General features: G+C 65.2%; 12 protein-coding genes. 10 read left to right on the top strand and 2 right to left on the bottom strand.

Annotated elements, in window-relative coordinates; genetic code table 11:
- Positions 1-4 precede the first annotated feature (4 nt).
- The 10 genes from ACCQ06_RS17830 (at position 5) to ACCQ06_RS17785 (ending at position 11,894) form a co-directional block, all read left to right on the top strand.
- Positions 5-1,384, top strand: a complete 1,380-nt coding sequence (locus ACCQ06_RS17830; RefSeq protein WP_104617244.1) for an MFS transporter — start codon at positions 5-7, stop codon at positions 1,382-1,384.
- A 19-nt stretch (positions 1,385-1,403) separates the two neighbouring features.
- Positions 1,404-2,759 (top strand): glucarate dehydratase, encoded by a 1,356-nt coding sequence (gene gudD, locus ACCQ06_RS17825; RefSeq protein WP_316688239.1) that lies wholly within the window; start codon positions 1,404-1,406, stop codon positions 2,757-2,759.
- Between the two features lie 76 nt (positions 2,760-2,835).
- The gene (locus ACCQ06_RS17820; RefSeq protein WP_316688236.1) at positions 2,836-4,107 is read left to right on the top strand and encodes an OprD family porin; all 1,272 of its coding nucleotides are present in this window, start codon (positions 2,836-2,838) and stop codon (positions 4,105-4,107) included.
- Between the two features lie 35 nt (positions 4,108-4,142).
- Positions 4,143-5,684 (top strand): galactarate dehydratase, encoded by a 1,542-nt coding sequence (gene garD / locus ACCQ06_RS17815; RefSeq protein ID WP_316688234.1) that lies wholly within the window; start codon positions 4,143-4,145, stop codon positions 5,682-5,684.
- Between the two features lie 453 nt (positions 5,685-6,137).
- Complete coding sequence (locus tag ACCQ06_RS17810; protein ID WP_316688232.1) at positions 6,138-6,401, top strand: hypothetical protein; 264 nt, start codon at positions 6,138-6,140, stop codon at positions 6,399-6,401.
- A gap of 10 nt (positions 6,402-6,411) precedes the next feature.
- Positions 6,412-6,792: a RidA family protein gene (locus ACCQ06_RS17805; RefSeq protein WP_022972872.1), complete on the top strand. Its 381-nt coding sequence runs from the start codon at positions 6,412-6,414 to the stop codon at positions 6,790-6,792.
- Positions 6,793-6,831: 39 nt separating this feature from the next.
- Positions 6,832-8,976: an ATP-dependent DNA helicase RecG gene (gene recG / locus ACCQ06_RS17800; protein WP_316688226.1), complete on the top strand. Its 2,145-nt coding sequence runs from the start codon at positions 6,832-6,834 to the stop codon at positions 8,974-8,976.
- 146 nt (positions 8,977-9,122) lie between these two features.
- Positions 9,123-10,061 (top strand): nucleoside hydrolase, encoded by a 939-nt coding sequence (locus tag ACCQ06_RS17795; protein ID WP_316688224.1) that lies wholly within the window; start codon positions 9,123-9,125, stop codon positions 10,059-10,061.
- A gap of 71 nt (positions 10,062-10,132) precedes the next feature.
- On the top strand, positions 10,133-10,375 hold the full coding sequence (locus ACCQ06_RS17790) for a type B 50S ribosomal protein L31 (protein ID WP_104617249.1): 243 nt from the start codon (positions 10,133-10,135) through the stop codon (positions 10,373-10,375).
- A gap of 229 nt (positions 10,376-10,604) precedes the next feature.
- Positions 10,605-11,894, top strand: a complete 1,290-nt coding sequence (locus ACCQ06_RS17785) for a citrate synthase (RefSeq protein ID WP_039409911.1) — start codon at positions 10,605-10,607, stop codon at positions 11,892-11,894.
- Between the two features lie 210 nt (positions 11,895-12,104).
- On the opposite strand, the gene ACCQ06_RS17780 is transcribed toward ACCQ06_RS17785, so the two are convergent.
- Both ACCQ06_RS17780 and ACCQ06_RS17775 read right to left on the bottom strand, forming a co-directional pair.
- The gene (locus ACCQ06_RS17780; protein ID WP_228324595.1) at positions 12,105-12,752 is read right to left on the bottom strand and encodes a hypothetical protein; all 648 of its coding nucleotides are present in this window, start codon (positions 12,750-12,752) and stop codon (positions 12,105-12,107) included.
- Between the two features lie 498 nt (positions 12,753-13,250).
- On the bottom strand, positions 13,251-15,680 hold the full coding sequence (locus tag ACCQ06_RS17775; RefSeq protein WP_445206138.1) for a penicillin-binding protein 1A: 2,430 nt from the start codon (positions 15,678-15,680) through the stop codon (positions 13,251-13,253).
- Between the last annotated feature and the right edge of the window lie 187 nt (positions 15,681-15,867).

The following is a 15,867-nucleotide window of genomic DNA, read 5'->3' as shown; positions in this document are numbered from 1 at the left end:
AACGATGATGGCTATCGATTCAAAGACAGTCGGTTCAACGACGGTTCCGCGCAGGCGCTACTTGATCTTGCTGATGTTGTTCGTGGTGACCACGATCAACTATGCAGATCGCGCCACCTTGTCCATCGCCGGTTCCGCGGTCCAGGATGCCCTGGGCATCGACGCGCTGCAGATGGGCTTCATTTTTTCTGCGTTCGGTTGGGCGTATGTGGCCGGGCAGATTCCCGGCGGCTGGTTGCTCGATCGCTTCGGCTCGCGGCGCGTGTACGGCCTGTCGCTGCTGATCTGGTCGCTGTTCACCGCCTTGCAAGGCTTTATCGACTGGGTGCCGGTGACCTGGGCGGTCACCACGCTGTTCGTGCTGCGCTTTCTGGTCGGCATTGCCGAAGCGCCATCGTTCCCGGGCAATAGCCGCATCGTGGCGGCCTGGTTCCCCACCGCCGAGCGCGGCCTGGCCGCGTCGATCTTCAATTCTGCGCAGTACTTCGCCACCGTGGCCTTCGCGCCGCTGATGGGCTGGCTGGTGCACGCCTGGGGATGGGAACACGTGTTTCTGGTGATGGGCGCGGCGGGCGTGTTGCTGGCGCTGGTGTGGCGCAAGACCATCTACGCACCGCGCGAACATCCGCGCTTGAGCGCGCAGGAGCTGGACTATATCCAGCGCAACGGCGCGCTGGTGGACATGGAGCAGGGCAACAAGCCCGGTCGCCAGCCCAAGGGCACGCAATGGCATTACGCCAAACAGCTGTTGTGCAACCGCATGTTGCTGGGCGTGTACATCGGCCAGTACTGCATCACCACGCTGACGTACTTCTTCCTGACCTGGTTTCCGGTGTATCTGGTCAAGGAGCGCGGCATGTCGATCCTGGAAGCGGGCTTCGTGGCCTCGTTGCCGGCGGTGTGCGGCTTTATCGGCGGCGTGCTGGGCGGCTATGTGTCCGACCGCATGGTACGGCGTGGCTATTCGCTCACCGTCTCGCGCAAGACGCCGATTGTGGTCGGCATGTTGATGTCGGTGACGATGATCGGCTGCAACTACGTGCAGGCCGAATGGATGGTGGTGGGGCTGATGGCGCTGGCCTTCTTCGGCAAGGGCATCGGCGCACTCGGCTGGGCGGTGGTGGCCGACACCTCGCCCAAGGAAATCGCCGGCCTGTCCGGTGGCCTGTTCAATACCTTCGGCAACATCGCCGGCATCACCACGCCGATCGTGATCGGCTACATCGTGTCCACCACCGGCACCTTCGAATGGGCGCTGGTGTTCGTCGGGCTCAATGCCTTGCTGGCGGTGGTGTCGTATCTGGTGGTGGTGGGCGAAATCAAGCGCGTGGAACTCAAGGCCCCGCCCGGCGGCCCGTCCATGCCCGTGCCCGCACCGCTGTGACCATCTTCGGAGATTTTCGATGAATATCCACACCGCACCTGCAAGCATCGGCGCCACCCCGCGCATCACCGACATCCGCGTGGTACCGGTCGCCGGCCAGGACAGCATGCTGCTGAACCTCAGTGGCGCGCACGCCCCGTATTTCACCCGCAACGTGCTGGTGCTGCGCGATTCGTCCGGCCGCACCGGCGTGGGCGAAGTGCCAGGCGGCGCGGCCATCGCCGGCTTGCTGCACGAGGCAGCGCCGCTCATTCGCGACCGCTCCATCGCCGAGTATCAACGCATCCTCAATCAGGTGCGCACCGCGTTTGCCGATCGCGACAGCGCCGGACGTGGTCTGCAGACCTTCGATCTGCGCATCACCATCCACGCAGTGACCGCCATCGAATCGGCGTTGCTGGATCTGCTGGGGCAATTCCTCGATCAACCGGTCGCTGCCCTGCTCGGCGAAGGCCAGCAACGCGATGCGGTGGATGTGCTGGGCTACCTGTTTTTCATCGGCGACCGGCGCAAGACCGGGTTCGACTATCGCGACGGCAGCGGTGCCCGCGATGACTGGGAGGCAGTGCGCGACCAGGAAGCCTTGACGCCGGCATCGGTCGTGCGCCTGGCCGAAGCGGCCTACGAAAAATACGGCTTTCGCGATTTCAAGCTCAAAGGCGGCGTATTGCGTGGCGAAGACGAAATCGAGGCCATTGTCGCGTTGCACGAGCGTTTTCCGCAGGCGCGCATCACGCTGGACCCCAATGGCGCGTGGTCGCTGGATCAGGCCATCGCGCTGTGCCGCGACATGCACGGTGTGATGGCCTATGCCGAAGACCCGTGCGGTGCGCAGGAGGGGTATTCCGGCCGCGAGATCATGGCCGAGTTCCGTCGCGCCACCGGCTTGCCGACCGCCACCAACATGATCGCCACCGACTGGCGGCAGATGGGCCACGCCATCCAGTTGCAGTCGGTGGATATCCCGCTGGCCGACCCGCATTTCTGGACGTTGCAAGGCTCGGTGCGGGTGGCGCAACTGTGCCGCGACTGGGGCCTGACCTGGGGCTCGCATTCCAACAACCATTTCGATGTTTCGCTGGCGATGTTCACCCACGTGGCCGCCGCAGCGCCGGGGCAGGTGACCGCGATCGACACGCACTGGATCTGGCAGGACGGCCAACGCCTGACCCATCACCCGTTGCAGATCGTCTGCGGCCAGATCCAGGTGCCGGCAAAGCCCGGTTTAGGTGTCGAACTCGATATGGATGCGCTGGAAGCGGCGCATCGCACTTACCAAAATCTGAGCCTGGGCGCGCGCGACGATGCTGCCGCGATGCAGGCCTTGATTCCCAACTGGACCTTCGACAACAAGCGCCCGTGCCTGGTGCGCTAACCGTGCGGTGGCTGCAGCCGAATGCACGGCATGCAGCGGCTGCGTCGAAGAGGTCTGGCAGGTGGAGAGCTGGTCGATGAAACATGTAATGGCACTCGGCAGCGCGGCGCTGCTGGCGGTCGGTGCGGGCGGACGTGCGCGTGCGCAGGAACCGGACGCAGGATTCTGGAATGGCGCAACGGCCGAGGTCACCGCGCTCAACTTCTATTACAACCGCGATTTCCGCAGCGGCGAAGGGCAGGGCAAGCGTGCCGAATGGGCGCAGGGCGTCGTGGTGGATGCCAAGAGCGGTTACACGCACGGCCCGATCGGAGTAGGGTTGGATCTGCTCGGCATCGGCGATTTCAAGCTCGATGGCGTCCGCGCCGAAGGCGGCACCGGCCTGCTGCCCAATAACGACGACGGCACCGCGCAACATGCACTGACGCGCGTGGCACCCACGCTCAAGCTGCGCGCCTCGCAAACCGAAGTGAAGTGGGGCAGCTTCATCCCCAACGAGCCGCTGGTACGCGCCAGCATCACCCGCATCATGCCGGAGACGTTTCAAGGCGTAACGCTGGAATCCAAGGACGTGCCCAAGCTCGATCTGCTGCTGGCCCGCTTCACCAGCGCCTGGTATCGCGACGGCGATTCGCGTGTGCCAATCACCTTGACCAACAAGAACCGTCGCTTTCTGGGCACGCCGGATTCGGATGCGTTGAATCTGGTCTCGGCCACCTACAGCGTTGCACCCGGCACGCAGCTGCGCTATCAGGGCGCGGTGATGGAAGACATCTACCGGCAGCAGCTCTACAACCTGATCCAGACCCATACATTCGGCAAGGATCAGTTGCGTGTGGACCTGCGCTATTTCCGCACCGACGATGTCGGCCAATCGCGTGCCGGGTTGATCGACAACCGCATGTTCAGCAGCATGCTGTCCTGGCGCACGGGTGGGCAGGAATTCGGTGCCGGCTATCAACGCCTGTCCGGCCCCAGCGCCATGCCCTGGCCGGGCGGCACCGATGGCAATGTCTTCAACTGGACCTTCATCAACGACTTTCTCGAACGCGGCGAGCGCAGCTGGCAGCTGCGTTACAGCATCGATGGCAAGAGCATTGGCATCCCCGGGCTCAGCGTCATGGCGCGCTACATCAGCGGCGACCATGCACAGCCGGCAACCTATGCCGGCGAAGGCCGCGAATGGGCCCGCGATGTCTTGACCACCTATCAATTCCAGAGCGAGCGCTTCAAGCATGTGAGCGTCATCTGGTTCAACGGCACCTTCCGATCCAATTACCAGCGCAATGTCGATGAAAACCGTTTGATCCTGCAGTACCGCCGTCAGTTCGACAGCCCCGACCGGTAATGCACTCCATCCCCGTTTTGCAAGGTAGCCCCACGATGTCCGCAACCCCGCAACCCACCCGTTGGCTCAGCATTCGCGCGCATGCGCGCGACAACGTCGCCATCGTCGTCAACGATGACGGCGCGCCGGCCGGTGCCACTTTTCCGGACGGGCTCACCGCCATCGAACATATTCCGCAGGGCCACAAGATGGCGCTGTTCGACCTGCCCGCCGGTGCGCCGGTGATCCGCCTGGGCGCAGTGATCGGCACCGCCAATGCCGACATCGCGCGCGGCGCCTGGGTGAGCGAGCACCTGCTGGACATGCCCGAAGCGCCCGATCTGGCTGCGCTGGATCTGTCGCTGCAAGCGTCGCCCGTACCCGAGCCCCTGGAGGGCTACACCTTCCAGGGGTATCGCAACCGCGATGGCAGCGTCGGCACGCGCAACATCCTGGGCATCATGACCAGCGTGCAGTGCGTGGTGGGTGTGCTCGGTCACGCGGTGGAGCGCATTCGCACCGAGTTGCTGCCCAAGTATCCCAATGTCGACGATGTGGTGGCGGTCAATCACGTTTACGGTTGTGGCGTGGCGATCACCGCGCCCGAAGCCATCATCCCCATCCGCACGTTGCGCAACATCGCGCGCAGCCCCAACTTCGGCGGGCAGGCGCTGATCGTGGGCCTGGGCTGCGAAAAACTCGCGCCCGAGCGCCTGTTGCCGGACGATGCCAGCGCCGACGACAGCGCCGTCTACCGCCTGCAGGAAGCCAGTCTGGGGTTTGCCGACATGGTGGGCTCGATCATGGCCATGGCCGAAGAGCGCCTACGCCATCTGGACCTGCGTCGCCGCGAAACCGTGCCGGCCAGCGAACTGGTGGTGGGCATGCAATGCGGCGGCAGCGATGCGTTTTCCGGCGTCACCGCCAACCCGGGTCTGGGCGTGGCTGCCGACCTGTTGGTGCGCGCCGGTGCCACGGTGATGTTCTCGGAAAATACCGAAGTGCGCGACGGCATCCACCTGCTGGTGCCGCGCGCCGCCACTGCCGAGGTGGCCAAGGCGCTGGTGCGCGAAATGGCCTGGTACGACGCCTACCTGGCGCGCGGCCAGGCCGACCGCAGCGCCAACACCACGCCCGGCAACAAGAAGGGCGGGCTGGCCAATATCGTCGAAAAGGCAATGGGCTCGATCGCCAAATCCGGCGCCTCGCCGATCAATGGCGTGGTGCCGCCCGGCGAGCGCGTCAAAGGACGCGGGCTGCAGTACTGCGCCACCCCGGCCAGCGATTTCGTTTGCGGCACGTTGCAGGTGGCGGCCGGCATGAACCTGCACGTCTTCACCACCGGGCGCGGCACGCCGTACGGCCTGGGCATGGTGCCGGTGATCAAGGTCGCCACCCGCAGCGAACTGGCGCAGCGCTGGTCCGACCTGATGGACATCGACGCCGGCGGCGTGGCGACCGGCGCCAAGACGCTGGAGCAATTGGGCTGGGAGTTGTTCCAACGCTATCTGGACGTGGCCAGCGGCCAGCGCACCTGGACCGAACATCACCGCCTGCATAACGATCTGGCCTTGTTCAATCCGGCGCCGATTACCTAATCCTGCTGGGTTGCGCGTCTCTGCGTTCCCGGGCGGCGGCACGACGCAACACTTGGCGCGACTGTTCCGCTGCCGCAGGCGTGGTCGGTTTTTCTGAGTCGGTGTGGACTGTGCAGAGTCGGTGTGGACGGTGTGGGGCTGCGCGTCCTCGGTGTCGTGAGCGAATCCGCGCGTCGTGACGACTGCGCGCCATCTCTCGCATCCCTGGAGCATCGCGGCGACGCAGCGCTTGCCGCGCCATGGCGCCACTCACTTGGCGTGGTTTCGCCTGGACCCTCACCCCAACCCTCTCCCGCAGAAGAGGGCCTAGCCGTTCCCAGCGACAAAGGGGCTCGCCACTTCCCTTCTCCAATCGGCAGAAGATGCCCTCGGGGCGGGTGAGGGCTCGCCGTTCCCTTCTCCCGCCGGGAGAAGGTGCCCCGCAGGGGCGGATGAGGGTACGTGCGCAGCCTCATGCGCCACGTCACGCAGCCGCCAACAACGCACACGTACAGCCGCACCGAAACCATCGCGCGTAGGCGAAAACAAGCAGCCACGGCCACCATCACCATCACCATCACCATCACCATCACCATCACCATCACCGCAAGATACCCAACCCACCACGCAACCCGTCGCTACGCCACCAGCCAACGCCCGCGCGCCGTCACCGCACATCCTCCCATTCGCCCGTCAACGGCATGCGCCGATACAATGCGCGTTCGTTTTCAGTGTTGACGGAGTCGCCATGTCCCAGATCATCCATACCGACCAGGCGCCTGCCGCCATCGGCCCTTACTCGCAGGCAGTGCGCGCCGGCAACACCGTGTATTTCTCCGGGCAGATCCCGCTGGATCCGGCCACCGGCGAGATCGTGCCGGGCGACATCGGTGCGCAGGCACGCCGCGCGTTCGACAACCTCAAGGCCGTGGCCGAAGCCGCCGGTGGTTCGCTCGACAAGATCGTGCGTCTGGGCCTGTATCTCACCGACCTGGGCCAGTTCGCTGCCGTCAATGCGGTGATGCAGGACTACTTCCAGGCCCCGTTCCCGGCGCGTTCCACCATCGAAGTCTCCGGCCTGCCGAAGGGCGCCGGTTTCGAAGTCGATGCGGTGATGGTGCTCGAGTGATGGTGCTCGGGTAATCCGGCGCGACTGATCCGACCCGCCGTGCCGCGCGCGCGCGTCGCCACGCCGAGCCTGGCCGTCGCCGGCCAGGCTCCGCTGTCCAGCCTGCCCGGCGTCGGCCCGAAAGTGGCCGACAAGTTCGCCGCGCGCGGCATCCTGAGCGTGCAGGACCTGTGGCTGCATCTGCCGCTGCGGTATGAAGACCGCACCCGGCTGACCACGATCGCGCAGCTGCAAAGCGGCGTGCCGGCGCAGATCGAAGGGCGGGTGGAGGCGGTGGAGCGCGGCTTTCGCTTCCGTCCGGTGCTGCGCGTGGCGATCTCGGACGCCTCGCACGGTAGCGTGGTGCTGCGTTTCTTCCATTTTCGCGCCGCGCAGGTCGCGCAGTTTGCGGTCGGCACGCGCGTGCGCGTGTTCGGCACGCCCAAGCCCGGCCAGAACGGTTGGGAAATTGTCCATCCCAGTTACCGCGTGCTCGCGGCGGATGAAGACGCACAACTGGGCGACAGCCTGGACCCGGTCTATCCGGTGCTCGAAGGCGTCGGCCCGGCCACGCTGCGCAAACTCATCGGCCAGGCGCTCGAGCGGTTGCCGCCGGAGGCCGCACTCGAATTGCTGCCGCCGCATTGGCTGCAGGACGAACACCTGCCTTCGCTGCGCACTGCATTACTGACCATGCACCGCCCACCGGTGAACACCGACCCGCAGCAGCTGCTCGCCGGCGGGCATCCGGCACAGCAGCGGTTGGCGCTCGAAGAACTGCTTGCGCACCAACTCAGCCTGCGTCGCCAACGCATCGCCCTGCAGCGGTTTCATGCGCCCGTGTTGCCCGGCAACGGCACGCTGGTGCAGCGCTTGCGCGCCGCATTGCCGTTTCAGCTCACCGGCGCGCAGCAACGCGTGTTCGAACAGATCGCGCACGACCTGGCGCAGCCCTCGCCGATGCTGCGGCTGGTGCAGGGCGATGTCGGCAGCGGCAAGACCGTGGTCGCGGCCCTGGCGGCGATGCTGGCGGTGGAGCAGGGCAAGCAGGTCGCACTGGCCGCGCCCACCGAACTGCTGGCCGAGCAACACCTCACCAACCTGCGCGGCTGGCTCGAGCCGCTTGGCGTGCGCATCGTCTGGCTGGCCGGCAAGGTCACCGGCAAGGCGCGCGCCGCGGCGATGGCCGAGGTCGCCTCCGGCCAGGCCCAGGTGGTGGTCGGCACGCATGCCTTGATGCAGGAAGCGGTGGTCTTCCACGACCTGGCGCTGGCCATCATCGACGAGCAGCACCGCTTCGGTGTGCATCAGCGTCTGGCGCTGCGCGACAAGGGGGCGGGCGCCGGCAGCGTGCCGCATCAGCTGGTGATGACTGCCACGCCGATCCCGCGCACCCTGGCGATGTCGACCTACGCGGATCTGGACGTGTCGGCCATCGACGAGTTGCCGCCCGGCCGCACGCCGGTGCAGACCATTGTCCTGAGCGCAGAACGGCGCCCGGATCTGGTCGAACGCATCCGCGCCGCCTGCGCCGAAGGGCGGCAGGCGTATTGGGTGTGCACGCTCATCGAAGAAAGCGAAGACCCCGGCAAGGCCGCACCGGCTGGCCCGCCGCGCATCGAAGCGCAGGCTGCCGAGGTCACGTTCGAGGCTTTATCGGCGCAGTTGCCCGGCGTGCGCGTCGCGCTCGTGCATGGCCGCATGAAGCCCGCCGAAAAGCAGAAGGCCATGCTCGATTTCAAGCAGCGCCGCAGCGATCTGCTGGTCGCCACCACGGTGATCGAAGTCGGCGTGGACGTGCCCAACGCCTCGCTGATGATCATCGAAAACGCCGAGCGTCTTGGCCTGGCGCAGCTGCATCAATTGCGTGGCCGGGTCGGCCGCGGCGCCGCAGCGTCCAGTTGCGTGCTGCTGTATCAGGCGCCGCTGTCGATGATGGCACGCCAACGCCTGGAAACCATGCGCCAGACCAACGATGGGTTTGTGATTGCAGAAAAGGATCTGGAATTGCGCGGTCCCGGCGAATTGCTCGGTACCCGCCAGACCGGCCTGGCCAGCTTCCGCATTGCCGATCTGGCGCGCGATGCCAGCCTGCTGCCGCGCGTGCAGGTGCTGGCCGAGCGGTTGCTGGCCGAAGCGCCGGAGATCGCCGACCGTGTCGTCGCACGCTGGATCGGCAGCGCGGTGCGGTATGCCGCCGCTTGAGTGGCGGGGAGTGGGGAATCGGGAATCGGGAATCGTAAAAACAAAGGCTGCTGCCTGCTGTCCATCCTGGGCGTTCGCGTGACCGGCCGATCCTTGCGAAGATGCTGCAACGAATCCCGACTGCCCAATCCCGACTCCCGACTCCCATGACAAAAAAGATACCGCTGCTGATCGACACCGACCCGGGCGTGGATGACGCGCTGGCGCTGCTGATGGCCTTCAACGACACCCGTCACGAGGTGGTTGGCCTGACCATCGCGGCCGGCAACGTGGGGCTGGAGCACACCGTGCGCAACGCCTTGAAGGTCTGCGAGGTCGCCGGCCGCGCCGATGTGCCGGTGTACGCCGGCTGCCCGCAGCCGCTGTTGCACCCCTCGGTCGATGCGGCGCACGTGCACGGCATCGATGGCTTCGGCGATGTCGGCCTGCCGGCGGCCAAGCGCAGCGCCGAGGCCGAGCATGCCGCGCTCGCCATCCTGCGCCTGTCGCACGACTACGCGGGCGAGCTATTGCTGGTCGCCCTGGGGCCACTGACCAATCTGGCCCTGGCGCTGACCCTGGACCCGACCCTGCCGCAGCGCGTCGGCCGGCTGGTGGTGATGGGTGGGGCGTTGACCGGGCACGGCAACATCACCGCGGCGGCCGAATTCAACATCGGCTTCGACCCGGAGGCCGCCCACATCGTGTTCCGTGGCTTCCCGCAGTTCGACGTGGCCGACTGGGAAGCCACCATCGCGCACGGCCTGCTGCATCGCGATGTCGAGCAATGGCTGGCGGCCGATAGCGCCTGCGCCCGCTTCTACGAAGAAATCTCGCGCAAGACCCGTTTATGGTCCGAAGACAGCCGTGGCGAGTTCTGGTACGCCGCCGACGCACTGGCGATGGCGTTCGCCCTGCACCCGGAAGGCGCCCAGCGCCTGGAGCAGCGCCCGGTCCATATCGAACTGTCCGGCACGCATACCCGCGGCATGACGGTGGTGGACTGGAACCGTCGCGACCAGACTCCTGAGAACGCCAATCTGCTGATGGAGTACGACCGCCAGCAGTTCTATGGCTTGGTCAGGGCAGCATTGGCGGCCGGCTAGGGCCACCTTGCGCCGGGCGAGCGGAGGCCGCTATAATGACCGGCTTATCCAGGCAGCCCGGCGCCAAGTCCATGAAAGATAACGTGCATCCCAACTACGAAGACGTCGTCTTTCACGACGTGACGTCCGATTTCAAGATTCTGACCCGCTCCACCATGGGCTCGAAAGAGACCGTGAAGTGGGAAGACGGCAAGGAATATCCGCTGATCAAGGTGGAAATTTCCTCGGCGTCGCACCCGTTCTATACCGGCAAGCACAAGGTGATCGACACCGGCGGCCGTATCGACAAGTTCCAGAAGCGCTACGCGCGCTGAACTTGCAGGACGGGCTGTACCGACAACGGCCGCGCATTGCGCGGCCGTTGTTTTTTGGGGCGTAGGCGCTTCGTTTGCGTGGTCCCGACAGGTGCGTCTACGACTTCTGTCCAAGCGACGGCCAAAATGCTGCTGTGCGATAATGACGTGATCCGAGGCGATGCCTTGGACTTCCATCACGTGCCTGCCCATGTGGGATCAGGCGCCTTCCACTGAAGGAGCGTACACAGTGTCCGATCTTGATCAGGTCACGCTCAACGCCGGCGACAAGTCGGTCGTTCTGCCGGTTCTCAAGCCCACGTTGGGCAATGATTGCGTCGATATTTCCAAGCTGACCAAAGAAACCGGTCTGTTCACCTACGACTCGGGCTTCACCGCCACCGCCAGCTGCAAGTCGGCCATCACCTACATCGATGGCGACAACGGCGTGTTGTTGTACCGCGGCTATCCGATCGAACAGCTCGCCGAGAAATCCAGCTTCCTGGAAGTTTCGTACCTGCTGATGAACGGCGAACTCCCCACGGCGGACGAATTCAAGAAGTTCGACCACGAGGTGACGCATCACACGATGATGCACGAGTCGCTGAAGAACTTCCTCGGCGGTTTCCGCCACGACGCGCACCCGATGGCCATGCTGGCCGGTTCGGTCGCCTCGCTGTCGGCGTTCTACCACGACACCCTGGACCTCAACGATCCGGAGCAGCGCCGTCAGGCCGCCATCCGTCTGATCGCCAAGGTGCCGACCCTGGCAGCTGCGGCGTATCGTTACTCGATCGGCTGGCCGATCCGCTATCCGCGCAACAACCTGAACTACGTCGACCGCTTCCTGCACATGATGTTCGAAGTGCCGAGCGAGCCGCTGGAGATCAACCCGGTTGTTGCCAAGGCACTGGACCTGCTGTTCATTCTGCACGCCGATCACGAGCAGAACGCCTCGACCTCGACCGTGCGTCTGGTCGGTTCGACCGGTGCCAATCCGTACGCGTCGGTCGCTGCCGGCATCACCGCACTGTGGGGCCCGGCACACGGCGGCGCCAACGAAGCGGTGCTGAAGATGCTGGAAGAGATCGGCACTGCCGATAACGTCGAGTCGGCCGTGGCCAAGGCCAAGGACAAGAACTCCTCGTTCCGTCTGATGGGCTTCGGTCACCGCGTCTACAAGAACTTCGACCCGCGCGCCAAGATCATCCGCGAGATGACCCACAAGGTGCTGGGCGAGCTGGGCGTCAACGACCCACTGCTGGAAGTGGCGTTGAAGCTGGAAGAAGCGGCATTGAAGGACGACTACTTCGTGCAGCGCAAGCTCTACCCGAACGTGGACTTCTACTCCGGCCTGATCTACAAGGCGCTCAATATCCCGGTGGAAATGTTCACCGTGATGTTTGCCATCGCACGCACCGCCGGCTGGGTGTCGCATTGGCTGGAGCAGCAGGTCGACCCGGAAATGAAGATCGGCCGTCCGCGCCAGATCTACACCGGCTACGACAAGCGCGACTACACCGACAGCGCCAAGCGTTAATCGGCTCAAAGTTGTCTGCGTAAACGAACGCCCCGCACTTGCGGGGCGTTTTCGTTGTTGCGTGGAGCCGTTACAGGAGCCAGGACGGGCCGGGCATCATTGGAACCAGTCATCGCGCCGCTGTTATCGCCCTCGGTGCGGTTGCACGAGATGGCGGGCAGTGGGGGGACGCACGCATGCGGACAGTGCGCCGGGCATGGTGCGTGCCGCTCAACTGCTTTGCTGATAAGCGGCGTTGTCCTGCTCGGCAAGCAACTGCCGCAGCTGTGCAGCCGAGGCGCGTTGCATCGGCTTTTCGTCCAGCTGCGACAGTGGCGCCTGGCGCAAGGCGTCGTAGGGCAACACGGTCAGATCGAAGGTCAGTTCCTCGGCACTGAACAGCCAGACCGGAAAATCGCCGTTGCGCTCGCGGTCCAGCCGCAGGCGGCGCGTGCGCGCCTCGGCAGGGATGCGGTGTTCTTCCAGAAACCGCTGCACCGCGTCCGGGTCGTCGCTATGCAACTGCAATTGCACTGGCGCGTTGGCATCGGCGGTGCCGTCCAGGACCGGGCCGGTCAACCGCGGCTGGAACGGGCTCAGGAATTCCAGCGCACGCAGGGCCGCCTCGCGGCGTTGGCGCAACCGCGCTGCGTGGTCGGGCCCGGCGAACAGACGCTGGTATTCGCGTAGCGCGTCTTCGATCTCGCGATTGCGCGGCAGCGATGCGTCGTCGTGGATGCCGAGCCGGCTGGCGGCCTTGAGCTTGGCCTGGTGGAAATCGCGGATACCGCCTTCGGCCATCAATCTGGCTGCCTCGTGGGCGAGCCGATGACGGCGTTCCCGGGTGCGCGTATCGGCGTGTTGGCGTGCGTGATGCATGACCGGGCTCCCCAGATGAACCTGCGTTCGACTCTACAACAGCCACATGAAGACGTGGCGAATGCTGACGTCTTATTCCGCTAAGGCAACGGCGCAGCAGCGCGATGCCGATGCGCTCCGTCTCGCAGTCCACGGCCGATGCTTCGGCAGCAATGCATCAGCCGTGGTGGACTGCTGCGCTGACCCACCGGCAGGCAAGTCTGTAGCGCGTCGCGATGGCGCATGGTCGAGCAGCTGTTGGGTTTGGCGCATCGCACGAGATCGGTCAAGGCCGTGCGTGGGTGGCCAAGCTGATGCGTAGCGTGGAGCAGCCAATAGCCTCGTCGCTGTGTCCGGCTTGCCAAGGATGGCAGCCCGGAATCGACCTGCCTGACGCGTCGCGCCTGGCTACCCCAAGCTTGCTCGCACATCGCGCGGCTGCGTTACTCGCAAAAAAATTAGGGAATCGGACAGCCAAGCCGTCACGATTCCCCATTTCCCATTTCCGATTCCCCGCCGTCAGAAGATATCGAACGCCTTCTCGTCCTGCTGTTCCTGCAGGCCGTAGTCGTAATCCTGCAGGCGATCCAGATCTTCGTTCTTGACCCATTCGACCGCGCCATTGATGGTGGCCTGGGTCATGCCCTCGGGTGGGTCGTTGGCGGCAATCGGCTTGTCCTTCAGTGCCACGCGCATGTAGTCGATCCAGATCGGCAGTGCGGCCTTGCCGCCGTACTCGCGATAGCCGAGCGAGCGGAAGTCGTCGCGGCCCACCCACACGGTGGTGGCGTATGGGCCGCCGAAGCCGGAGAACCAGGCGTCGCGGTGGTCGTTGGTCGAGCCGGTCTTGCCGCCCACGTCTTCGCGTCCCAGCACCTTGGCCGCCGTGCCGGTGCCGCGCTGAACCACATCGCGCATCATCGACACCAACTGGTAAGCGGTACGCGCATCGATGGCACGCGGCGCGATCTTGGTTTCGGCGATTGCCGCTGGCGCGGTTTCTGCTGGCGTGGGCGCCGTATCGGTGGCCGGAGCCGCGGGCGGGGTGGCCGGCGCCTGGGCGCCGAAGTTGAACCCGTCCACTACCTGGCTCACCGGCGCGGCGGTGCCGCCCTGCAAGGCGCAGGTGCGGCAGGCCACCGCTGGCACTTCCTTGAACACCACATTGCCGTCGCGGTCTTTCACTTCGTCCACGATCCAGGTGTCCACGCGCGAGCCGCCATTGGCGAACACCGCGTAGCCGCGCGCCACCGACAGCGGCGTCAGTGACGCGGTGCCCAGCGACATCGACAGGTTGGGCGGCAACTCGGCTTCCTGGAAACCGAACTGGCTGATGTATTTACGTGCAAAATCGACGCCGATCGCATCCAGCAGGCGCACCGACACCAGGTTGCGCGATTGCACCAGCGCCTCGCGCAGCCGCATCGGGCCGCGGAAGCCGCCGCCATCGTTCTGCGGCGACCAGGTCTTGCCACGGCGATCGCGGAACACCACCGGCGCATCCAGCACGATCGAGGCCGGGTTGAAGCCCTTCTCGAACGCCGATGCATACACGAACGGCTTGAAGCTGGAACCTGGCTGGCGGCGTGCCTGGGTGGCGCGATTGAACTTGTTGCCGGCAAAGCTGAAGCCGCCGACCAGCGCGCGCAGTGCGCCGCTGTTGGCATCCAGCGACACCAGCGCCGCCTGGCCGCGCGGCAGCTGGTCGATGATCCATTCGCCGTCCTTCTCGCCAGCGCGGATGCGGGTCAGGTCGCCGCGCGTCAGCAACTTGGCCGGGGTCTTGTTGGTCCAGCGGCTGGCGCTGGCCGGCAGGGTCAGCTCGGTCTTGTCGCTCTGCACGACTGTGACGCCGCCGTCGGCATTGGTGCGCGCCACGATCACTGCGCGCAGGCCGCCCTGGGTAAACGCGCCCGACAGATGCTTGGCCAGTGCCGGCGCATCCGCATCGGCGGCAACATCGAAATGCTGCTCCACACCGTGCCAGCCGTGGCGGTGGTCGTACAGGCGCAGGCCTTCGGCAATCGCCGCATCGGCACCGGTCTGCAAGGTGGAATCGATGGTGGTGGTGACGTGGTAGCCCTTGTTGAGTACATCGCCGCCATATTTGGCGATCATCTCCTGGCGCACCAGTTCGGCCACGTAGGGGGCGTACACCTCGACCGGCGGCTCATGCGGCTTGGCGTGCATCGGCACCGCCTTGGCGGCGTCGGACTCGGCCTGGGTCACGAAGCCCAGGTCGGCCATGCGCTGCAGCACGTAGTAGTCGCGGCGTTCGCGCGCGCGCTCGGGATTGCTGATCGGATTGCCGCTGGACGGGAACTTGGGGATACCAGCCAGCGAGGCCATCTCGTCCAGGCTCAACTCGCTCATCTTCTTGCCGTAGTAGTACTCGGCCGCAGCACCGACGCCGTAGGCGCGGTTGCCGAAGAAGCTCTTGTTGAGATACAGCTCGAAGATCTCGTCCTTGCTCAGCTCGCTTTCGATCTTGCGCGCCAGCAGGATCTCGGCCAGCTTGCGGGTGTAGCTGTATTCGGAACTGAGGAAGAACTGCCGCGCCACCTGCTGGGTGATGGTCGAGCCGCCCGGCACGCGCTTGGCGTCGGTACTGGCCAGCAGCCACACCGCGCGGGCGATGCCCTTGTAGTCCACGCCCCCGTGCTCGTAGAAGCGCGCGTCCTCGGTCGCCAGGAAGGCCTGCTTCAAGCGCAGCGGCACGTCCTTCATCTGGATCGGATAGCGCCGGGTCTCGCCATAGACGGCCATCAGGCGGCCGTCGCTGGAATAGACGTACATCGGCTCCTGCAGCTCGACCTGCTTGAGCGACTGCACGTCCGGCAACTTCGAGGAAATGGCGTAATACAGGCCGCCGGCAGCAATAGCGCCGAGCAGTGCGAGCACAACGAGCGTGGCCAGGATCCAGCCCAGCCAACGGCGAATACGGGGCATGTAAGAGAGATTCCGATTGCAGATTTCTTGGTCACAGAGTATAGATGACGCCGAGTTTGGCTGGGGCCGAACTCTGGGGATCGCAGACGACAGCACTGGGGTCACGTTCGCGAGGTCATTGCCTTGCGCGTGAAGGGCTTGTCAACTGTTAAAATTTGATTATTAATACGAGGGCGCAGACATGCGT

The sequence above is a fragment of the Xanthomonas sp. NCPPB 4467 genome, assembly GCF_041475665.2.
GTDB classification, from domain to species: domain Bacteria; phylum Pseudomonadota; class Gammaproteobacteria; order Xanthomonadales; family Xanthomonadaceae; genus Xanthomonas; species Xanthomonas dyei.
Note: the sequence above shows the minus strand (reverse complement) of the source record. Positions and strands in the feature narration are given on the sequence as shown.